Genomic DNA, 20,838 nt, shown 5'->3' on the forward strand with positions numbered 1-20,838 from the left:
GCACGCACGTAAGTAGGCGATTGTATCGGCAACACTCACACCCACAGTATTAGTGGCGTCCCCCCGACGGGCCGCACATGGAGTTCCCCGACCGCAGCGACGTCGACCACCTCATCGACCCGCAGCCGCTCCCCGAGTTCGCCCGGGTGCGCTACGAGCCCGAGAGCGACTCGCTGGACGACCCAGTCGGCGCGGCGCGGGCCGAACTCGACGCGCTCGACGTGGACGACCTCGACGACGGCGCGACGGTCGCGGTGGGCGTCGGGAGTCGCGGCATCCACCGCATCGACGACGTCGCGCGCGCCGTCGTCGCCGACCTCGACGAGCGCGGCCTCGACCCCGTCGTCGTCCCCGCGATGGGGAGCCACGGCGGCGCGACGCCCGAAGGCCAGCGCGAGATACTGGAGTCCCTCGATATCACCGAGGACAGTGTGGGCGCGCCGATAGACGCGCGGATGGACGCCGAGGAACTGGACGCGGTGACGGTCGGCGACACGGACGTGCCCGTGTACTTCTCGACGGCCGCCCTGGAAGCCGACGCCGTGCTCGTCGTGAACCGCGTGAAAGCCCACACTAACTTCACGGGGAACATCGAGAGCGGGCTCGCGAAGATGACCGTCGTCGGCCTCGGGAAGCAGCGCGGCGCGAAGTCGTTCCACTCGACGGCCATCGCGGAGGGCTACGTGGAGACGCTGACCGCCGCGCTGGACGTCATCGAGTCCTCGGTACCCCTGCTCGGCGGGGTCGCCCTCGTGGAGAACTTCGAGGAGGAGCTCTCGCACGTCGAGGGCGTGCCCGCCGGGTCGTTCCTCGACCGCGAGCCCGAACTGCTGGAGCGCGCGTACGACGAGATGGCGACGCTGCCCGTCGACGACGTCGACCTGCTGGTCGTCGACGAGATCGGCAAGGAGATCTCGGGGGCGGGCATGGACACGAACGTCATCGGGCGCTACCGCGTGCTGAACGCCCCCGACCCCGAGACGCCCGACATCGACCTCATCTACGTGCGCGGGCTCACCGAGGCGACGAAGGGCAACGGTAACGGTATCGGGCTCGCGGACCTCACGCGGCAGGCCGCCGTCGACCAGCTAGATCTGAAGAAGACGTACGCGAACGCGCTCACGAGCGGGTCGCTCGCGAAGTCCAAGCTCCCCGTGGTCGCGCCCGACGACGAGTTCGCGCTCCGCACGGCGCTGGCGGCGCTCGGCGGCTACGACCCGGAGACAGTGCGCGTCCTCTGGATTCGGAACACGGAGGAGCTCGAGGAGCTCCGTGTCTCGGCGGCCGTCGTCGACGATCTCCCGGAGTCCGCGACCGTCGTCGGCGACGAGGCGCTGGCCTTCGAGGACGGCGAGGCGCAGTTCACGGACGCGTAGCGCCGATTGCCTTTACGGAAACGTTTTCCCGGTGCCCTCTGATTGCCACTCACATGGACCTAGAGATAGACGGCAACGCGGCGCTCGTCACGGCATCGTCCAGTGGACTCGGAAAAGCGTCGGCGAAGGCGCTCGCGCAGGAGGGCGCGAACGTCGTCATCAACGGCCGCGACGAGGACCAGCTCGAGGAAGCCCGCGAAGAGATCGAGGCAGTCGCCGAGGGCGAGGTCGTCGCCCAGCCCGGCGACCTCACGGACGCCGAGGACGCGAAGACGCTCGTCGAGACCACCGTCGACGAGTTCGGTACGATCGACCACCTCGTGACGAGCGCGGGCGGCCCGCCGTCGGGCGCGTTCCTCGACACGGACGACGACGACTGGGAGCACGCCTACCAGCTCCTCGTGATGAGCGTCGTGCGACTGGCCCGGGAGGCCGCGCCCCACCTCGAGGAGGGCGACGGTGGCACCATCGTCAACATCACGTCCCGGACCGTCAAGGAGGCCAAGGAGAACCTCGTGCTGTCGAACTCCGTCCGCATGGGCGTCATCGGTCTGGAGAAGACGCTCTCGAAGGAGTTCGCGCCCGAGGTGCGCGCGAACGCCGTGCTGCCGGGCTCCCACGAGACGGCGCGCATCGAGAACCTCATCGACAGCGCCATCGAGCGCGGCGACTACGAGGACTACGAGGACGGGCTGGCCGCGTGGTCGGACAACCCCCTCGAACGCATCGGCGACCCGATGGAGCTCGGGAACACGGTCGCGTTCCTGAGTTCGCCGAAGTCCGGGTACATCAACGGCGCCGCGCTCCCCATCGACGGCGGCTCCATCGGGGCGAACCTATGAAGCCCGTGAAGTTCGACGACGCGGAGACGTACGAGCCCGAAGAGGGCTGGCGCCGCGTCGCGATGGCGGGCAGCGACCAGTTCTCCTTCGAGTGGTTCGAGAAGCCGCCGGGCCACAGCTCGCCGATGCACGACCACGAGAACGAGCAGGTGTGTCTCTGCCTGGAGGGCGAGCTCACGGTCGCCACCGAGGACAGCGAGGTCACGCTGCAGCCGAACGACTCGGTGCTGCTCGAATCGAACGAGACCCACCGCGTCGAGAACACCGGCGACGAGCGCGCGGTCGGCCTGGACGTGTTCGCGCCCGGGCGCTCGTTCGACTTCTGGACGGACCGCGAGGAATGAAGTACCTCGCACGCACCGCGACCGGCGACCCGCTGCTCGGCGGCGAGGACGGCTACGTCCGGCTGGACGCGGTCGAACCGGGCCTCGACAGCGTCCGGGACGCGCTCCCGCGCGCTGCGGACGGGACGCTCGGCGACGTGTCGGACGCGCCCGCCGAGCCCGTGCCCGCCGAGGACATCACGTTCGGCGCGCCGCTCGCGGAGTTCGGGAAGCTCTGGGGCATCGGCCTGAACTACGAGGAGCACGCCGGCGACCTCGACGAACAGCGCCCAGAGGAGCCCGCGAGCTTCATGAAGCCCTCGACGGTCCCCACGGGACCGGGCGGCCCGATCCGGCTCCCCCCGGAGTCGCAGAGCGAGCGCGTCACCGCCGAGGCCGAACTCGGCGTCGTGATGGGACGCACCTGTCGGAACGTCGACGAGGCGGACTTCGAGGACGTAATCGCGGGGTTCCTCCCCGTCATCGACATGACGGCGGAGGACGTCCTCCAGCGGAATCCGCGGTTCCTCACGCGCGCGAAGAGCTACGACACGTTCCTCGTGCCCGGCGCCGCGCTCGCGGTGCCCGAGGAGCCCCTGGACCTCACGTCGCTGTCCGTGCGGACGGAGGTCAACGGGAGCGTGGAGGCCGAAAACGAGATTCGGAATATGCTGTTCCCGCCGGAGGAAATCGTCTCGTTCCACTCGGACGTGATGACCCTCGAACCCGGCGACCTGTTCAGCACGGGAACGCCGGGTGCGGCGCACATCGAGCCCGGCGACGACGTGCGGGCCGTCGTCGAGTCCATCGGCACCGCCGAGGCGCCGGTGACCCGGTAACGGCCAGCGGGAATTTTTATAACGAGCGGCTGTGTGTGTCGGTACCGTGTACCGAGTACTCTTGCCAGTCGGTGACAACACGGACCGCGCGTTGAACGCCGCCGAGGCCGCCGGGGACTTCCCGAACGCCGAGGAAGAAGTCGAGGTCGTCATCCTGAACGTCTTCGAGGAGTTCGAAGTCAGCGGCGAGGCCGGCCAGGTCAACTCCGAGGACGTCTGGGACGAGACGAACTACCCGGAGAGCGTCGACGCCGCCGAGGAGTACCTCGAGTCGAGAGTGGCGTCGGTGTCGAAGCGCCGCGAGCACGGCGACGTCGCCGAGGAAGTGCTCGCGGTCGCCGAGGAGATCGGCGCCGACAACATCGTGATGGGCGGCCGCCAGCGGAGCCCCACCGGGAAGGTGCTGTTCGGGAGCACTACGCAGTCGGTGATGCTGTCGGCGTCCTGTCCGGTGACCGTGTCGCTCGGGGAGTGAACTCCTGTCAGTTTATTTATTTTAGTCGACGGTTTCGGACGGGAGTTGCGTTTTTCCATACACGGACACAGTGAAACAAACAGATAGATTGTTAAAGGTCGAACGGTTTGTCAGGGACGAACATGGTGGACGAAAGCATGAAGCGACGTAAGTTCCTGTACGGTACAGCTGCAGCGGGCATCGCGGGCATCGCTGGATGTAGTGGAGACGGCAGCGGCGACGGCGACGGCGACGGTGGCGGCGACACGACCACCGAGAGCGGCGGCGGTGGCGACACCACGACCGAGGGAGGCGACAACGGCGGCAGCGAGAGCCTCTCGCTGCGCGTCGGGACCTCCGCCGGTGGGACGCAGGACGTCGGGCTCGCCGTAGAGCGCGCCGTCAGCCAGGAAAGCGACACCCTCGACTACTCGACCATCGAGAGCCCCGGCTACATCGGGACCATCTACCGGATGGCCCAGAACCAGTTCAACGCCGGCATCACCGACAACAACTCGCTGAACAAGGCCCTCGACGACCGCGGCCGGTTCTCCGAGCAGTCGGTCTCCCGCATCCCCCAGTACGGGTTCGGCGCGTTCCCGTACAGCATCTACGTCGTCGCCCGCGACGGCACGGACATCGAGACGTTCGACGACCTCGCCGGCAAGAACGTCTACCCCGCCGAGCCGGGCTACTCGACGCGCGCGACGACGCTCGACGTCTGGTCGCAGGACCCGACGGCGGACGTCTACGACCAGATGAACATCCAGAACATGGGCGTCGGTGACGCGCCCGGTGCGATGGAGGAAGGCACCATCGACGCGTCCATCGCGTACGGCGCTCCGGGCGTCCGGTACACCGGCTTCGTGCAGGAGATGGCCTCCCGCGTCGACCTCCACTACGTCGAACCGACGGACGCGCTCATCGAGTCCGCGGAGTCGTACTCCGGCGCCGGTACCACTCGGACGCCCTACGAGGACTGGCAGATCGCGGGTGCGGACATCGGCACCGACGAGGTGTTCACCTGGGACCTCGAGGTCAACTACACGTTCAACCCCGAGGCCAACCCCGACGCAGTCTACGAGCTGTGCCGCGTCGTCCACGAGCACAACGACGTCGTCAACAACGGCGAAGCGCAGTTCAACGACTACGACTCCGCCGAGGAGATGCTCGCCTACGCCCAGGAGCGCATCCCCGTCCACCCCGGCGCTGTCCAGTACTACAAGGACAACGACGCCTGGGACGACAGCCTCACAGAGGGCGAGACGGCGTAATCCCCTCCGCGCGGCGTAGTCCCCTCACCCGAATCGGAACCCAATCAATATTTTACTGCAAGCAAACCACACCCAAACATGGATACACAATCTGAACGAGAGACCGGGCCCTCGGGGTGGCTGCGTGGCCTCGACATCAGCGTCACGCTCGTAGCCCTCCTGTTCTGGGTAACCGTCCTCTGGTGGGCGTACACCCAACAGTGGTCGACGGTCAAGTACGCCGTCCTGTTCGTCGGCGGCATCATGACGGTGTACGCCCTCAACGAAACCCGCGAATCGCTCGAAGAAGGCAGCCGGATAGACGCCCTGGTGTTGCTGCCGTCGGCCGGCGTGCTCATCACGGCGTCCTTTTACTTCTTCCTGAACTTCGAGATGGTCTACCTCCTGCGTCAGGGGTTCGCCAGCGAGCACGAGTACATGCTCGCGCGGCTCATCATCATCTCGCTGCTGTACCTCACGTGGCGCGAGTTCGGGAACCTCTTCCTCGGACTCGTCATCGGCGTGATGCTGTACGCGATGTTCGGCGACGCCGTCCCCGGCGTACTCGGACACGCGGGAATGAGCCAACTGACCCTCCTGCAGGCGACGGTCACTGACCTGTACGGGTTCTACGGCTCGCTCACGCAGCTGACCGCGTCCTGGATCGCGCCGTTCCTCCTGTACGCGGGACTGCTGTTCGCGTACGGCGCGTTCGACCTGATCCTCCGCCTCGCTATCGTCGCGGCCGGGCGCATTCGGTCGGGCGTGGCACAGACGGCCGTGCTCTCCTCGGCCGTCATCGGCTCCATCAACGGCTCGTACACCGCGAACGCCGCCATGACGGGGTCGTTCACGATTCCGACGATGAAGGAGAGCGGGATGTCCGGCCACCGCGCGGCCGGCATCGAAGCCGTCGCGTCGACCGCGGGACAGGTGCTCCCGCCGGTCATGGGCGCGTCCGCGTTCGTGATGGCGTCCTACCTCGGCGTGGCGTACCTCAACATCGTCGTCGCCGGGCTCGTGCCGGCAGCGATTCTGGTCACGTCGATCGCCATCGCAGTCCACTACACCGCGATCAGCGACTCCAGCGACCAGGACATGGAGTTCTCGGAGTTCTTCGACGAACCGCTCACGCGCAACGAGAAGATCGCCGAGGCGCTCCGGTTCGGCATCCCGTTCGGCGTCCTCATCTACTACCTCGGCTTCGCCCAGTACACGGTGATGACGTCCGCGATGTACACCGTGTTCGCGATGATCATCACGGGCGTCGTGATGCCGCCGTTCCAGCGACTCGTCGACGGGTCGGACATCTCCCCCGTATCGGAGTTCGTCACGCAGTTCAAGAACACCGTTCACGGCTTCCGGCGGGGCGCCATCATCCTCGCGCCCATCGCCATCATCCTCGTGGTCATCAGCGGCGTCGTGAACCTGTTCTCGACGACCGGTGTCCCCGCGAAGATCGCGCTGCTGATGATCAACCTCTCCGGCGGCGTCCTGCTGTTCGCAGTGCTGCTCGGGATGGCCGTCGCTATCGTGATGGGCGTCGGGATGCCGACGGTGGCCGCCTACGTCATCGTGGCCATCCTCATTGTCCCGACGTTCGTCTCCGAGTTCGGCGTCGCGGAGATCACCGCCCACTACACGATGTTCTACGCGGCCATCCTGGCGGGCATCACACCGCCGGTGGCGACAGCGGCCGTCGTCGCGGCGGGCATCGCGGAGGCGAACTTCTGGCGGACTTGCGGGGCGGCGCTGAAAATCGCCGCGCCGCTGTTCGTCCTGCCGATCGCGTTCGTCTACAACCCCGCGATGATTTCGATGACCCCGGGCCTCGAGACGCTCTTCGTCGGCTTCCTGGTCGTGATGGGCGCCATCTCCATCATCTACGGGCTGAACTACCCGTTCAAGCTGTCCATCGGACGCAAAATCCTCCTCCGGAGCGCGCTCGCGGTGCTCGGCGTGCTCATCATGACGTACCCGATGCCGCTCGCGAAGATTGCGGGCATCGCCGTCTTCGTCGCCGTCTTCGTCGCCGAGAAGGTGATGGTCCGCGGCCTCAAGAACCCCCTCGGGAAGGAGGTGAAACAATGAGCCCCCAACAGGAAGCCCCCGAAGACCAGGTCGACACGTCCGACGTCGGCGGCCTCGAGGAAGTCGTCCCGGAGCCGCTGATGCCGGTGTGGAAGCGCATCCAGCTGATTCAGGACTTCCGCGAAGCCCACAGCGACACCTACGTCAGGGTCCTGGAAGTGCTGACGGCGATCGCGCTCGCTGTCGGCTACGTCTGGTGGGTGTACCTCTACTTCCTCGGCGGCGGCGTCGCCCTGTAGCCGGACGCCTCCGTTCTGTCTCCGTTTCTCACTCCCGTTCTTCTCGCCGCCGGCTCCGACTGCAGAACGGAGCGTGGAACCGCAGAATAGCGCGCCTGCTCGTTACTCGTGCCACTCGGCGGCGCGCTGGACGTCGTGCGGGATGTGGTTGTCCTGCTCGCGGACGTCGTCGAGGTACGAGCGCAGTTCGGGCGCAAACTCGGGGTGCGCGCAGTTCTCGATGATGCGCTCGGCGCGCTCGACGGGCGACAGCCCGCGGACGTCAGCGACGCCCTGCTCGGTGACGAACACGTCGACGTCGTGTTCGGTGTGGTCGACGTGGAACGCCATCGGGACGACGCGGGAGACCTCGCCGCCCTTCAGGGTCGACGGGAGCGCGCAGACGGTCACCAGGGAGTTCCGGTTGAAGTCCGCGGAGCCGCCGACGCCGTTGATCATCTGCTTGCCGCCGACGTGCGTGGAGTTGACGTTCCCGTAGATGTCGAACTCGATGGCGCTGTTGACGCCGACGACGCCGAACTGGTCGATGACGCCCGGGTGGTTCGAGACGTCCGCCGGCCGCAACACGACGTCCTCGGCGTACCGCTCGACGTTCTCGAAGAGTCGCTGCTGGCCCTCGTCGGTGAGCGCCATCGACGTCGCGCTCGCGCACTCCAGGCGGCCGTCGTCGAGCATGTCGAGCAGGCCGTCCTGGATGAGCTCGCCGAAGTAGACGACGTCGCGGCCGCCGAAGTCGAGCTCCTTGAGTTCGCCCATCAGCGCGTTCCCGAGCGACCCGACGCCGAACTGGAGGTGGACGGCGTCCTCGAACACCGGCGAGCGCTCCATTTCGGCGTCGAGGAACTCGCCGAGGTTCTCCGCGATGGCGAGGTCGTCGTCGGTCGGGTCGCGGAACGTGTACGTGGAGTCCGCGGTGTCCGTCTCCACGACGCCCGCCAGCTTCTCGGGTTCGAAGCTGACGTGCGTGGTGCCGATGCGCTCGCCCGGGTCGGAGATGGGGACGGGGTCGCGGTTCGGCGGCGCGTCCGGGCGGTAGATATCGTGGAGCGCCTGCAGTTCGAGCGGCTGGCGGCGGTTCAGCTCCACGTACAGCCTGTCGGCCGCCTCCACGAACGCGGGCACCTGGCCGAGCGACGTCGACGGCACGAACCAGTCCTCGCCGACGGCGACCGCTTCGACGACCGCGACGTCGGGGTCGACCATCCCGCCGTGCTGGACCTCGTCGCCGATGGAGGAGGCGTTCCGGTCGCTGAACGACACCTCGCGGCGGTTCGTCAGGTCGCGGGCGACCCGGGAGGACTGGTAGGAGAACCGCCGCTCGACGGCGCCGGACTCCACGAGGTCGACGTCGATCTCGTCGCCGACGTTCCCGCTGTGGACGACCGTCAGCGCGAGGTCGCGGTCGTCGTCGGCGAGCGCGAGCGGAATCGCCTTCGGGTAGCCGACGCTCCCGAACCCGCTCGTGAGCACCGTCGCGTCCGCGTCGATGGCTCCCGCCGCAGTCGCCGCGTCGACGACCGGTAGGTCGCCGTGCAGCCGCTGCTCGACAGGTTTTTCGGGTGGGCCGGTCATCGCTCTCTCCCGTCGCTCGGCCGCCGCACGCGCTCGTTCGAGGCGATACAGCTGTCTGTAGCGGCCGGCGACCGACCGCCGCTCGTGTGATCTGGCATAGTGTGTGCGTGGCAGCGCGCGGAGGCGACGACGCACCGCCGGCTCCGCGTCTCCGCTCGTCGCCTGTCGTCTCGGGGTTCCCGCGCTGCGCTATTAAACCGTCGGGTCCCGGTCGGACCGACTGCCCGAGTTATTTCTGCGCGTACTCCTCGATGCGGGGTGTGAACGTGTCCAGGAGTTCGGTCTCCTCGGCGACCCCGCGAACGCCGTGGCGGACGCCCGGCCCGACGATGAACGTGTCGCCGGCCTCCAGCACCGTCTCGTGGTCGCCGAACAGTTCGACGGCGCCGCTGACGACGTAGACCGTCTGCCGGGTCTCCTCGTGCTCGTGCTCGGGGAACACCGCGCCCTCGTCGACGGTGTAGTGGACCTGCATCGTCTCGTCGTCGAAACAGAGCACGCGGCGCTCGATGCCGTCGTAAGCCTCCTCCACGACGAACGGGTCGTCCCACGAGCCGACAGTGAGATTCTCGGGCGTCTCCATACCCCTCCCTCGCGGCCCCCGACCGTAACTTCCGGGGTCGCTCAGACCTTCTCGGCGAGCGTCTCCGCGATGTGCTCGCCGAACGGCAGCGACGACGTCAGGCCGGGTGAGACCGCGTTGAGGATGTGGACGGCGTCCTCGCGCTCGACGAACAGCGGGTCCTTCACGAGCTCGCCGTCGTCGCTGACGAGCTGCGCGCGGATGCCCGCGTAGCTCTTCTGGAGGTCCGCAGCGCGCACGCCCGGGACGAGCCGCTGGGACGCCTCCGTGAACTTCTCTTTCCGGTAGGACTTGTTGAGCTCGTCCCACGCCACCTTCACCATCATCCGGGAGGACAGCAGCTTCCGGAACCCCTCGTAGGTGAGCGTCTCGTAGAGGTCGCGGGGGTCGAAATCCGTGTTCTCGTAGGCCTCGCGGCCGAACGCGAGCACCGCGTTCGGCCCGACGATGACCTTCCCGTCCGTGCGGCGCGTGTAGTGGACGCCGAGGAACGGGAGCTCGGGGTTCGGCGTCGGGTAGATCATCGTCTGGCAGAGCTCGGCGCGCTCCGGGCGGACCTCGTAGTACTCGCCGCGGAACGGCACCACCTGGTAGTCCTCGCCGACGCCGACCTGGTGGGCGAGCTCGTCGGCGTGCAGTCCCGCCGCGTTCACCAGGTAGGACGCCTCGAAGTGGCCGTTCGTCGTCGCGAGGTGGTAGCCCTCAGCTGTTTCCTCGACGCGCGTCACTTCGTAGCCCGTGTAGAGGTCGACGCCCGCCTCCTGTATCTCCTTGGCGAGCGCGTACACGTACTGCTGGGAGTCGACGGACGCGGCCTCGGGCGCGTACAGCGCCGCCTGCCCCTCCGCGTGGGGCTCGTGTTCGTGAATCTCGGCCTGCGAGCGGAGGAGCTCGTACTCCACGCCGTTGGCCTCGGCCTGCTCGGCGAGGTCGTCGAGGCGCGCCTCCTCGTCGTCGTCTTTCGCCACCACGAGCACGCCGAGCTCGTCGCAGGGGACGTCGTGCTCGGCGCAGTACTCCTTCATCCGGCTGGTGCCCTCGGTCGCGAACCGCGCCTTCTTCGAGTCCGGCGGGTAGTTGAACCCCGGGTGGAGGACGCCCGAGTTCCGGCCGCTCTGGTGGGCCGCGAGGTGGTGTTCCTTCTCCAGGACGGCGACGTCGAGATCGGTCTGCTCGCTGAGGTGCTTCGCGACCGACAGTCCGACGCAGCCGCCGCCGACGATGGCGACGTCGTGGCGCATCATGTTCGTCGCAGGGTTCCGCTGCCGGCGGCTTATAGGTGGTGTTCGTGACAGCCCCGAGACCGGAGGCGTAGGTCGATATACCAGTTATGAATAATACTCAGATAAAAAGTAGAAATGTTATCTGACAGAGTCACCGATATCTGGAAAATTAAGAACAGACGAGTACTATATAGCCGAGAAGAAGATCGAACGGCTGAATACACGCTATTATACTCGAAGTCTGTCTTCCGTACTCAGATTGACGGCATCGCGGCTCGCCGCAATAGTACACCGTCGATCGACCATCTGTATATGCGTTAGAGCCCTTCTAATCCACGCTTGAATGCACCGGTCGGAGTCGTGACGACGAGAGGAAGGCGGGAGCGCCGAGATCCGAAATAGTATAACTTCCGAGTGGACGTTTATTATATACGAGTTTTTATATACTCTGTGCGAGCTGCGGGGGAGACACAAACCGCGGAAGGCGACGACAGAGAGGGGAGTCCGCGCGCCGCTCAGATTTCGGTGATGCGGCGGTAGCCCGAATCGACGGCCTGCGCGTCCTCGGTGAGCAGCGCGACGACGAGGTAGTCGGCGTACTCGCCGAGGTACTCGACGAGCTGCGCGATGCGCTCGGAGTCGATGGCCTCCAGGGAGTCCAGGAGGATGTACGGCACCTCCTCGTACACCTCGTGGGCGAGGTAGCCCGCGAGCGCGAGCACGAGCCCCGTGGTTTCGCGCTCGCTCTCCGAGAGGTGCTCGACCGTGTCCTCGTAGGCCGCGCCCGAGTCCGTCGTGCGGACGACGTGGAGGTCGAAGGCGGTCTCCGTGACCGTGCGGCGGCCGCGGCGGACCTCGCGCTCGCGGCGCTCCAGCCAGATGCGGTCGAGGTTGTCGTAGTCCAGCATCTCCAGGACCTCCGCCATGTGGTCGTTGAACTCCTCGACGGTGTCGCGCTCGATGCGCTCGATCTTCGTGCGGAGCTCCGCGATCTCGTCCTCGAGCTCCTCGCGGCGGGCTTCGAGGTCGTCCTGCTCGGCGATGCGCTCCTCGAGGTCCGCGATGTCCGCCTCGACGGCTTCGAGGTCCTGTTCGAGGCGGCCGAGCTCGTACTCCAGCTCGTTGGCCTCCCGGTGGTGTTCGAGGATCTCGCCGTACTCCTCGGACTCCAGCTCCTCGACCTCGGCCTCGACGGTCTCGATCTCGTCGAGCAGGTCGTCGCGCTCGCCCTCCAGGCGGTCGATGTTCTCCTCGCAGCGCTCGACGTCGTCCGCGAGGCGGTCGAGGCGGCGCTCGACGCGCTCGCGCTCCTCGCGGGTCTCTTCGAGTTCGCGGCGGCGCTCCCGCTTGGCCTCGATGCGCTCCTCGACCTCGGCGATGTCGTCGAGCTTCTCCGCGCTGAACTCCCGGAGCTGGTCGACGGTCGCGTCGATCTGCTCGGCCTCGACCTCGCTGCCGCACGTCCAGCACACCACGTCGTCGCCGCCGAGCAGCTCGTCCGTGACGTCGCCGTCGTCGCTGTCGCCGTCGAGAGCCGCGAGCGCGTCCGAATCTGGGTCCTCGAGCATGTCCTCGTTGAACCCGATGACGCTCCGGAGTTCCGAGACGGACGACTCCAGTTCCTGCTTGCGCTCGCGCAGCGACCGGACCTCTGACTCCAGTTCGCCGACGTCGCCCTCCGGTTCCTCGGGGAGTTCGTCGAGCTCGTCTTCGAGGTCGGTGCGCTCGCTCTTCAGGTCCGAGAGGCGCTCGCGTTCGGTCTCGAGGTCGTAGCGGACGTCGTCGAGCTCCGAGCGCTTCGAGCTCAGCTCGTCGAGTTTCTCCTCGAGTTCCTGTTTCTGCTGCTGGCGCTGCTCAACGTCGTCGGCCGCGTCGAGCTCGGACTCCGCGGACTCGAGGTCGGCTTTCGTCGCCTCGATCTCCTCCCGGAGCTCCTCCCGCTCGGCCTCCTTGGCGGGAAGTTCGGCTTTGTACTCCTCGATCTCGTCGAGGTCGCTCTCGACGCGGTCCCGCTCGTCGACGAGGCGCTCGATCTCCGCCTCGATCTCCTCGGTGTCGACCGGCCGCAGGAGGAGGTCGTGGAGCTCGTCGCCGCGCTCGACCGCGCGCCGCACGTCGTTCGACTCCAGGAGGAACGCGAACAGGTCCGCGAGCTCGGGGTCGTCGAGGTACGGGTCGCCGCTGGTGACGACGGTGCCGGACTCCCGCCGCAGGTGTCGCGTGTACGTCTCTCCCTCGAGTTCGAGTTCGACATCGGCCGCGTCGGCGTCTCCCTTCACGGTGACCTGGTCGCTCCCCATCGCGGCCATGAACGCCTGGAGGAGCGACGTTCGGTTAGTGGCGTTCCGCCCCACGAGGAGGTTCACGCCGGACGTGAACTCGACGTCGGTCTGCTCGATGCCGCCGACGTTCTCGACGCGGAGCCGCCCGTCCGATAGACTCGACTGTTGGACTCCCATGCTCACACACTGCACGCATGAGAAATATAAATCTTGCCGAAGACCGGCTACGTCGCCACGGTCCGGGAACCCGCCGCGCGGCCCGCAGGAATAAGTATAAGCGTGCCGGACGGTGTACGGAACGCATGGGCGACGCAGAGCGCGACGTTGGCGGTCGGCGGAGCAAGGTGGCACGGCTGGTCGACGAGTACGGCCTCGAGGGCGTGGGCGCGGAGCTGGAGGCGCGCTGGACGGCGACCGGCGACGACCACTGGAGCCTCCGCGACCTCGCAACGCACTTCAACCGCGAGCTCGTCCGGGAGCGCCTCTACGACGCCGGCCTCCACCCATCCGATTCCGAGATCGAGAACGTCGTGCGTGCGCTGACGACCGACGAGACGGGCGCCGCCGAGCAGACCCAGCTCCGTCGCCGCCTGGAGCGCGAGGACGTCGACGTCGAGCGGTTGGAGAAGGACGTCGTCACCTACCAGGCCGTGCGGAGCTACCTACAGGACTACCGGGGCGCGGAGTACGAGCGCGAGACCGGCGACCGGGCGGAGACCGTCGCGGACGCCGTCCAGAAGCTCCGGGGCCGGCTCGTCTCCGTGACGGAGACGAAACTCGAACAGCTCCGGAACACCCCCCACCTCACGCTCGGCGAGTTCCGCGTGATGGTCGACGTCGGCGTCCTCTGCACCGAGTGTAACTCGCGGTACGGCGTCGTCGAACTGCTCTCGGAGGGCGGCTGTGACTGCTCGCCAGCCGACTCGGAATAACACGAGTAACGCTGTTAGTATCCGCTAACTGGCCGGCTCGACACCGCAGTACGTTTTCGCAGTGAAAATACTTCTCGGGACTGGGCGGTCCGGCACGCGGGGCGAACCTATTTGTCGGTGCGGGCGACTGTCACTGCTGTGCAACTCGACGACGCGACTCGCGACCGACTCGCCGAATCGCTGTACGGAGCGCTCGAATCGGGGTCGCCCATCGACCCGCTCACCGACGACCACGACCTTACCATCGCGGACGCGTACGACGTCCAGTCCCGGCTCGTGGAGCGGCGCCTCGACGACGGCGCCGAAGTCGTCGGGCACAAGGTCGGGCTGACCAGCGACGCGATTCAGGAGCAACTCGGCGTGGACGAACCCGACTTCGGCCGGCTCCTCGACACGATGTTCGTGGCGGGGTCGACGATTCCCGCCGACGACCTCATCGCGCCGCGCGTCGAACCCGAGATCGGGTTCCTCGTCGGCGAGCGCCTCGACCCGCCCGTCTCACACCTCGACGTCCTGGAGGCGACCCGCAGCGTCGTCCCGGTGCTGGAAGTCATCGACAGCCGCGTGCGCGACTGGGACATCCAGATCGAGGACACCGTCGCCGACAACGCCTCCTCCGCGCTGTACCTCGCCGGCGAGGCCGTCCACGACGTCGACGGCCGTGACCTCTCCCTGGAAGGCGTCAAACTCCACCGGAACGGCGAGCTCGCCGCGTCGGGGGTGGGCGCGGCCGTCCTCGGGCACCCCGCGCGCTCGGTGGCGTGGCTCGCGAACACGCTCGCGGACCTCGACGCCGCGCTGGAGCCCGGCCACCTCGTGTTGAGCGGGTCGCTCACGCCGGCCGTGGACCTCGCCCCCGGCGACGTGCTCGGCGTCGAGTTCACGTCACTCGGGTCGCTGCACGCCCGCGTCGGCGAGGAGTGACTTCGCGCTCGCGTTTTCACAGGCAAAATACAGCCGCTCGCCGGCGAGCAGTTCTCGACCAGTCAGCGGCCGTCCCGAGTGGTGCGTTCACCCGATTCGACCCGTAACGTCTCTGGAGCGCGCCGGCTGGCGAACCGTCGTCGAGGAAGCCAGCGGCGCCCCCGCCCGGACGTTTTGGCATGGAAAACAGTTATCCGTCGGGGCGAGATACTGGTTGGCATGGGCCCGGAAGCGAACCACCCGGTGCGGACGACGGAGAAGTCCCTCGCGGTCGTGGAGCACCTCGACGAGACCGACGGCGCGCGAATCAAGGACCTCGAAGCCGAACTCGACATGACGAAGGGCGCGATACACAACCACCTCAGCACCCTCCGCGAGCACGGCTACGTCGTCAAAGAGGGCGAGGAGTACCGACTGAGCTTCGAGTTCCTCACGCTCGGGGGGCGCGTCCGCAGCCGCACTCCCCTCTACGAGTTCGGTCGGGCGAAGGCCGACCAGCTGGCCGCGGACACCGACATGCTCGCGAACCTCATGATCGAGGAGGACGGCCGCGGCGTCTACCTCTACCAGGCCCGCGGCGACTACGCGGTGAACCTCGACACCCACGTCGGCTACCGGATCCCCCTCCACAACATCGCCATCGGGAAGGCGATTCTCGCCTACCTGCCCGACGAGCGCGTCGACGAAATCGTCGACCGCTGGGGGCTGCCCGCGGCCACCGAGAAGACCATCACCGACCGCGAGGCGCTGTCCGAGCAGCTCGAAACCGTCCGCGAGCGCGGGTACGCGACCGAGCACGGCGAGCGAACGGAGAGCCTGGCGTGCATCGGCGCGCCGGTGCGCGTGGACGGCGAGCTGCTCGGCGCCATCAGCATCTCCGCGCCGACTCACCGACTCGGCACCGACGGCTTCGACGAGGAGATCATCGGCGAGGTGCAGAGCACGGCGAACGAGCTCGCCCTCGACATCAAGTACAAGTAGCCGCCCGGTGGCCTATTCCGCGCGCACGTCGATGGAGCCGATGCTCCCGAACTCGACGTGGTAGACGTCCCCCGGCTCCATGTCGTCGGCGGCCGTGATGCCGCCCGTCATCACGAGCTCGCCGGCCTCCAGCCGGTCGTCGACGTCTTCGAGGCGGTCGCCGAGCCACGCGACGGCGCGCGCCGGGTTGCCCATGATGTCCGCGCCGGTGCCCGAGGAGACGACCTCGCCGTTCTTCGAGACGACGACGCTCTCCATCCGGAGGTCAACGTCGGTGACGTCGCTGTGCGTCTCCCCGACGACGACCTTTCCCGCGGACGTGTTGTCCGCGATGACGTCCTGCGCGCTCGGGATCTCCCAGCCCGCGAACCGGCTCTCCAGGATCTCGACGACCGGGACGACCGCGCCGGTGGCCGACAGCACGTCCGTCACGGAGGCGGGCGCCGGCACGTCCTCGTCGAGCACGAGCCCGATTTCGGCCTCCAGTCGCGGCGCGATGAGCTCGTCGGTCCGGACGACCGGCTCGTCCAGAATCCCGCCCTCGGTGAAGTAACCGAAGATGGGCTCGTCGATGCCGAGCTGTTCCTGTTTCGCGGCGCTCACGAGTCCGAGCTTGTGGCCCGCGATCTCGTCGCCGTCGTCGAGGATGCGGTCGACGACCCGGGACTGGATCTCGTAGGCGTCGGCCGTGTCGAAGGCGGTGTCGTTGCTGAGCGGCTCGACCGGCGTCTTCGACGCCCACGCATCGTGCAGTTGCTCTGCGTACTCCTGCAGCTTGGACTCGTCCAAACTCATACACGCGATGTTCCGGGAAACGACACTTAACGCTGTCGCTAACACGCAGCGTGGTACACCCGTACGTATTTGTGGTCGGACGAGCAACCCGTAGGTGACAGCATGAGCCAGCAAACGAGTACTACTGGAGAGGCCGACCTGTCCATCGACGCGGACTGGAGCGAGCTGTACATCGACGGCGAGTGGCGGGCCGCCGAGAGCGGCGAACTGTCGGACGTCGAGAACCCCGCGACCCGGGAGGTCGTCGCGGAAGTGCCGAAGGGTGGCGAGGCCGACGTCGACGCCGCCTACGAAGCAGCGGCCGCCGCTCAGGAGGAGTGGGCGAACACGACCCCGGACGAGCGCGCCCGCGTCGTCCGCACGGTCGCCCAGCTCCTCGAGGAGTACGAGGACGAGATCTGTGACCTGCTCGCCATCGAGAGCGGCGGGACGAAGCCGCGACAGGCCATCGAACACGGCGGCGCCGTCACGTTCGTCCACGACGCCGCGTCGTTCGCGTTCCGGATGTCCGGCCGCCACAACCAGTCGAAGATTCCGGGCAAGGAGAACATCGTCCAGCGCGAGCCCGTCGGCACCGTCGGCGTCATCTCGCCGTGGAACGTCCCGATGAAACTCTCCATCCGCGCGGTCGCGCCCGCCATCGCCACCGGGAACACGGTCGTGCTGAAGCCCGCGGGCGAGACGCCCATCACGGGCGGGCTGCTCATCGCGAAGCTGTTCGACATGGCGGGGCTGCCCGACGGCGTCCTCAACGTCGTCACCGGACCGGGTTCGACGGCGGGCGACCGAACGGCCGCCCACCCCGAGAGCGACGTCATCGCGTTCACGGGCTCGACGGAAGTCGGCCGCCTCGTCGGGCAGAACGCGGTCGACCACTTCGCGCTGCCGGCGCTGGAACTCGGCGGCAACAACCCACACGTCGTGCTGGAGGACGCCGACCTCGACGACGCCGTGGACGCCGGCGTGTTCGGGTCGTTCTGGAACCAGGGCCAGGTCTGCATCTCCATCAACCGCCACCTCGTCCACGAGTCCATCTACGACGAGTACGCCGAGCGCCTCGCCGAGCGCGCCGCCGAACTCCCCATCGGCGACCCGCTCGACGACGACGTAGTCATCGGCCCCATCATCAACGAGGCCCAGCGCGACGAGATGCTCGAGTACGTCGAGCAGACGATCGAGGAGGGCGCGACGCTGGAGACCGGCGGCGACCACGACGGCCTGTTCGTGGAGCCGACGGTGCTCACCGACGTCACGAACGATATGACGGCGGCGTGCAACGAGCACTTCGGCCCAATCGCGCCCATCGTCCCGTTCAGCAGCGACGAGGAAGCCATCGAGCTCGCGAACACCTCCGAGTACGGGCTCGCGGGCTCGGTCCACTCCGCCGACCGCGGGCGCGCTCGCGACGTCGCCGACCAGATCGAGGTCGGGATGATGCACGTCAACGACCAGACGGTCAACGTGGAGCCCCACGTGCCGTTCGGCGGGAAGAAGGACTCCGGGATGGGGCGCTACAACGGCGACTGGATCCTCGAGGAGTTCACCGAGGTGAAGTGGACGTCGGTCCAGCGGGAGTCCCGCGACTACCCGTTCTGACGCGGACAGCCCCCTCCCGTCTCCGCCCGCGAATCGACACGAGGAGCCGTGAGTGTCGCGAATTCCGCGGTATCGACCACCCGTAGCTTTAACTGCCTGTCCGCGGTGGTTGCTGGCATGGGTGTTAGTGCAGCCATCGTCGGCCCCGGCAACATCGGGACCGATCTGATGTACAAGATACTGGACCGCAGCGACGCCATCGACCTCGAACGAGTGATCGGCATCTTCCCCGTCGAGGAGTCCGAGGGCCTGCAGGCCGCTGTCGAGGAGGGCATCGACGTCGGCACCGAGGGAGTCGACAGCGTGCGCGAGCACGCCGACGAGTTCGACCTCGTGTTCGACGCGACGAGCGCGCACGTCCACGAACAGCAGGCGCCGGTCTACGACGAGCTCGGGCTGTTCGCCATCGACCTGACGCCGGCGGCGGTCGGCCCGTACGCGGTGCCCGTGGTGAACCTCGACGACGTGGTCGGGGAGACGCGTAACGTCAACATGGTCACGTGCGGCGGGCAGGCGACCATTCCCATCGTGCACGCGGTCGACCGCGTCGCCGACGTGGGGTACGCGGAGATGGTCTCGCACATCGCGTCGAAGAGCGCCGGCCCCGGCACGCGGCAGAACATCGACAAGTTCACGCAGACGACCGCGGCCGGCCTCGAAGTCGTCGGCGGCGCCGACGAGGGGAAGGCCATCATCACACTCAACCCCGCCGAGCCGCCGATCATGATGCGGAACACCGTCCACACGCGCGTCGCGGAGACGACCGACGTCGACGCCGTCCGCGACTCCGTCTCGCGCATCGCCGAGGATATCCGGTCCTACGTCCCCGGCTACGAGATCACGCTCGAACCGACCGTGCGAGACGCCGACGACGTCGGCTTCGACCTCGACGGCGACGTCGTGCTCTCGACGCAACTGGAAGTCGAAGGCGAAGGCCAGCACCTCCCGCCGTACGCGGGCAACCTCGACATCATGACCAGCGCAGCACTCGGCACCGCCGAACGCATCGCCGCCCAGCCGAACGAGGCCGTCGCCGGGGGTGAGACCGATGACTGACTCGCCGCGGCTCGTGGACATGACGCTGCGCGACGGCATGCACGCCGTCGACCACCAGTTCACGCCCGACCAGATGGCCGACGTCGCGAGCGCGCTCGACGCCGCCGACATGGACGTCGTGGAAGTCTCGCACGGCGACGGCATGGGCGGGTCCTCTATCAACTACGGCGTGTCGGCGGCCGACACCGAGGCGTACCTCGACGCGGTCGCGCCCGAGCTCACGGACACCGAGCTGTCCGTGCTGTTGCTGCCCGGCATCGGGACGGTCGAACACCTCGACCTCGCAGCCGACCACGGCGCCGACGTCTGCCGCATCGCGACGCACGTCACGGAAGCCGACATCTCCGAGGAGCACTTCCAGTACGTCACCGAGCGCGGCCTGGAGGCCAACGGCCTGCTGATGCTCTCGCACATGGCGCCGCCCGAGACGGTGCTCGAACAGGCCCGACTGATGGAGGAGTACGGCGCGGAAGCCGTCTACGTGATGGACTCCGCGGGCGCGCTCCTCCCGCAGGACGTCCGCGACCGCGTCGGCCTGCTCACCGACGAGCTCTCCATCGACGTCGGGTTCCACGCGCACAACAACCTCGGGCTCGCCATCGGGAACACGCTCGCCGCGCTCGACGAGGGCGCGGTCACCGTCGACGGCTGCCTGCGCGGGCTCGGCGCGGGCTCCGGGAACGCCCAGATGGAGGTTCTGGTCGGCGCGCTGGACCGCGCGGGCTACGACGTCGGCCCGGACCTCTACGGCGTCATGGACGCCGCCGAGGACGTCCTGCTGCCGATGCTCGACGACGACACGATGCCCGAACTGGACAACGACTCGCTGGTGCTGGGGTACGCGGGCGTCTACTCGTCGTTCCTCCGGCACGCCCGGCGCGCGGGCGAACAGTACGGCGTCGACCCCCGCGACATCCTCGTCGAACTCGGCGAGATGGAGGTCGTCGGTGGCCAGGAAGACCTCATCACGGACGTCGCCGACAGACTCGCCCGCGAGGGCGCAGCGGAAGCGGACGACTGACTACGCCAGTTCTTCGACCAGTTCGATGCCGTAGCCGTCCGGGTCCTCGACGAACGCGACGCGGGCGTTCGCGCCCTCCGAGGTCAGCGGCCCGCGGCGCAGCGTGCAGCCGACTTCCTCGACGAGTCGCTCGGTCGTCGCGTCCGTGTCGTCGACGGCGAGCGCGACGTGGTCGAAGCCGTCGGCGTCAACGTCGACGTCGTGCTCGGGGTGGTGTTTGAACTGGAGCTCCGTGCCGTCGTCCCCGGCCACGTAGACGTTCGTCGCGCCGTCGCCGCTGACGAACTCGTTGGTCTTCTCGAGGCCGAGTTCGTCGACGTAGAACGACAGCGTTCGGTCGAGGTCCGACACCCACATGGCGCTGTGAATCACGTCCATGCCTCGTTCCTCCCGCGGACCGGACATAAAATTCCCGTTTCGCGCAGTCTCGGCGAACGCTGACGGGCGAGAAGAGTG

The 20,838-nt window shown here is 67.6% G+C and carries 20 protein-coding genes; 14 read left to right on the forward strand and 6 right to left on the reverse strand.

What is annotated here, in order from left to right:
- Positions 1 to 77: 77 nt before the first annotated feature.
- The 8 genes from G9C83_RS08320 to G9C83_RS08355 all read left to right on the forward strand — a co-directional run bounded on the left by G9C83_RS08320 (position 78) and on the right by G9C83_RS08355 (position 7,417).
- Complete coding sequence (locus G9C83_RS08320) at positions 78 to 1,376, forward strand: lactate racemase domain-containing protein (RefSeq protein ID WP_167245623.1); 1,299 nt, start codon at positions 78 to 80, stop codon at positions 1,374 to 1,376.
- Positions 1,377 to 1,429: 53 nt separating this feature from the next.
- On the forward strand, positions 1,430 to 2,218 hold the full coding sequence (locus G9C83_RS08325) for an SDR family oxidoreductase (protein WP_167245624.1): 789 nt from the start codon (positions 1,430 to 1,432) through the stop codon (positions 2,216 to 2,218).
- Complete coding sequence (locus tag G9C83_RS08330) at positions 2,215 to 2,562, forward strand: cupin domain-containing protein (RefSeq protein ID WP_167245625.1); 348 nt, start codon at positions 2,215 to 2,217, stop codon at positions 2,560 to 2,562. The genes G9C83_RS08325 and G9C83_RS08330 overlap by 4 nt, the downstream gene beginning before the upstream one ends.
- Entirely contained in the window at positions 2,559 to 3,380 is an 822-nt protein-coding gene (locus tag G9C83_RS08335; RefSeq protein WP_167245626.1) for a fumarylacetoacetate hydrolase family protein, read from the forward strand. Before G9C83_RS08330 ends, G9C83_RS08335 begins: the two co-directional genes overlap by 4 nt.
- A 46-nt stretch (positions 3,381 to 3,426) precedes the next feature.
- Complete coding sequence (locus G9C83_RS08340) at positions 3,427 to 3,855, forward strand: universal stress protein (protein ID WP_167245627.1); 429 nt, start codon at positions 3,427 to 3,429, stop codon at positions 3,853 to 3,855.
- Positions 3,856 to 3,977: 122 nt separating this feature from the next.
- Entirely contained in the window at positions 3,978 to 5,108 is a 1,131-nt protein-coding gene (locus tag G9C83_RS08345; RefSeq protein WP_167245628.1) for a TAXI family TRAP transporter solute-binding subunit, read from the forward strand.
- A gap of 78 nt (positions 5,109 to 5,186) precedes the next feature.
- Positions 5,187 to 7,178 carry a TRAP transporter fused permease subunit gene (locus G9C83_RS08350; protein ID WP_167245629.1) on the forward strand — a complete coding sequence of 664 codons (1,992 nt, stop codon included), beginning with the start codon at positions 5,187 to 5,189 and terminating at the stop codon, positions 7,176 to 7,178.
- Positions 7,175 to 7,417 (forward strand): hypothetical protein, encoded by a 243-nt coding sequence (locus tag G9C83_RS08355; RefSeq protein ID WP_167245630.1) that lies wholly within the window; start codon positions 7,175 to 7,177, stop codon positions 7,415 to 7,417. Before G9C83_RS08350 ends, G9C83_RS08355 begins: the two co-directional genes overlap by 4 nt.
- A 102-nt stretch (positions 7,418 to 7,519) precedes the next feature.
- On the opposite strand, the gene G9C83_RS08360 is transcribed toward G9C83_RS08355, so the two are convergent.
- The 4 genes from G9C83_RS08360 to G9C83_RS08375 form a co-directional block, all read right to left on the reverse strand.
- Complete coding sequence (locus G9C83_RS08360) at positions 7,520 to 8,989, reverse strand: acetyl-CoA hydrolase/transferase C-terminal domain-containing protein (protein ID WP_208288447.1); 1,470 nt, start codon at positions 8,987 to 8,989, stop codon at positions 7,520 to 7,522.
- A 229-nt stretch (positions 8,990 to 9,218) separates the two neighbouring features.
- On the reverse strand, positions 9,219 to 9,572 hold the full coding sequence (locus G9C83_RS08365; RefSeq protein WP_167245631.1) for a cupin domain-containing protein: 354 nt from the start codon (positions 9,570 to 9,572) through the stop codon (positions 9,219 to 9,221).
- A gap of 41 nt (positions 9,573 to 9,613) precedes the next feature.
- Complete coding sequence (lhgO, locus tag G9C83_RS08370; RefSeq protein ID WP_347877790.1) at positions 9,614 to 10,849, reverse strand: L-2-hydroxyglutarate oxidase; 1,236 nt, start codon at positions 10,847 to 10,849, stop codon at positions 9,614 to 9,616.
- A 461-nt stretch (positions 10,850 to 11,310) separates the two neighbouring features.
- Entirely contained in the window at positions 11,311 to 13,254 is a 1,944-nt protein-coding gene (locus G9C83_RS08375) for an archaea-specific SMC-related protein (RefSeq protein WP_167245633.1), read from the reverse strand.
- Between the two features lie 125 nt (positions 13,255 to 13,379).
- Here G9C83_RS08375 and rdfA point away from each other — a divergent pair, with 125 nt between their 5' ends.
- The 3 genes from rdfA (at position 13,380) to G9C83_RS08390 (ending at position 15,914) form a co-directional block, all read left to right on the forward strand.
- The gene (gene rdfA / locus G9C83_RS08380; RefSeq protein WP_167245634.1) at positions 13,380 to 14,009 is read left to right on the forward strand and encodes a rod-determining factor RdfA; all 630 of its coding nucleotides are present in this window, start codon (positions 13,380 to 13,382) and stop codon (positions 14,007 to 14,009) included.
- 138 nt (positions 14,010 to 14,147) lie between these two features.
- Positions 14,148 to 14,933, forward strand: coding sequence for a fumarylacetoacetate hydrolase family protein (locus G9C83_RS08385; protein ID WP_167245635.1), 786 nt, complete (start codon positions 14,148 to 14,150; stop codon positions 14,931 to 14,933).
- Positions 14,934 to 15,152: 219 nt separating this feature from the next.
- Positions 15,153 to 15,914, forward strand: a complete 762-nt coding sequence (locus G9C83_RS08390; RefSeq protein WP_167245636.1) for an IclR family transcriptional regulator — start codon at positions 15,153 to 15,155, stop codon at positions 15,912 to 15,914.
- Between the two features lie 12 nt (positions 15,915 to 15,926).
- Here the strand turns inward: G9C83_RS08390 and G9C83_RS08395 are convergent, their stop codons facing one another.
- Positions 15,927 to 16,709, reverse strand: a complete 783-nt coding sequence (locus G9C83_RS08395) for a fumarylacetoacetate hydrolase family protein (RefSeq protein WP_167245637.1) — start codon at positions 16,707 to 16,709, stop codon at positions 15,927 to 15,929.
- A gap of 102 nt (positions 16,710 to 16,811) precedes the next feature.
- Between G9C83_RS08395 and G9C83_RS08400 the strand changes: the two genes are divergently transcribed.
- From G9C83_RS08400 to dmpG, 3 genes are all read left to right on the forward strand, one after another.
- Positions 16,812 to 18,305: an aldehyde dehydrogenase family protein gene (locus G9C83_RS08400; RefSeq protein ID WP_167245638.1), complete on the forward strand. Its 1,494-nt coding sequence runs from the start codon at positions 16,812 to 16,814 to the stop codon at positions 18,303 to 18,305.
- A 117-nt stretch (positions 18,306 to 18,422) separates the two neighbouring features.
- Positions 18,423 to 19,361, forward strand: coding sequence for an acetaldehyde dehydrogenase (acetylating) (locus G9C83_RS08405; RefSeq protein WP_167245639.1), 939 nt, complete (start codon positions 18,423 to 18,425; stop codon positions 19,359 to 19,361).
- On the forward strand, positions 19,354 to 20,382 hold the full coding sequence (gene dmpG / locus G9C83_RS08410) for a 4-hydroxy-2-oxovalerate aldolase (protein ID WP_167245640.1): 1,029 nt from the start codon (positions 19,354 to 19,356) through the stop codon (positions 20,380 to 20,382). Before G9C83_RS08405 ends, dmpG begins: the two co-directional genes overlap by 8 nt.
- Here dmpG and G9C83_RS08415 read toward each other — a convergent pair whose 3' ends face one another.
- The gene (locus G9C83_RS08415; protein ID WP_167245641.1) at positions 20,383 to 20,760 is read right to left on the reverse strand and encodes a VOC family protein; all 378 of its coding nucleotides are present in this window, start codon (positions 20,758 to 20,760) and stop codon (positions 20,383 to 20,385) included. It lies immediately after the preceding gene.
- Positions 20,761 to 20,838: the final 78 nt, after the last annotated feature.

Source organism: Halobacterium sp. R2-5 (assembly GCF_011734195.1).
Lineage (GTDB): Archaea > Halobacteriota > Halobacteria > Halobacteriales > Halobacteriaceae > Halobacterium.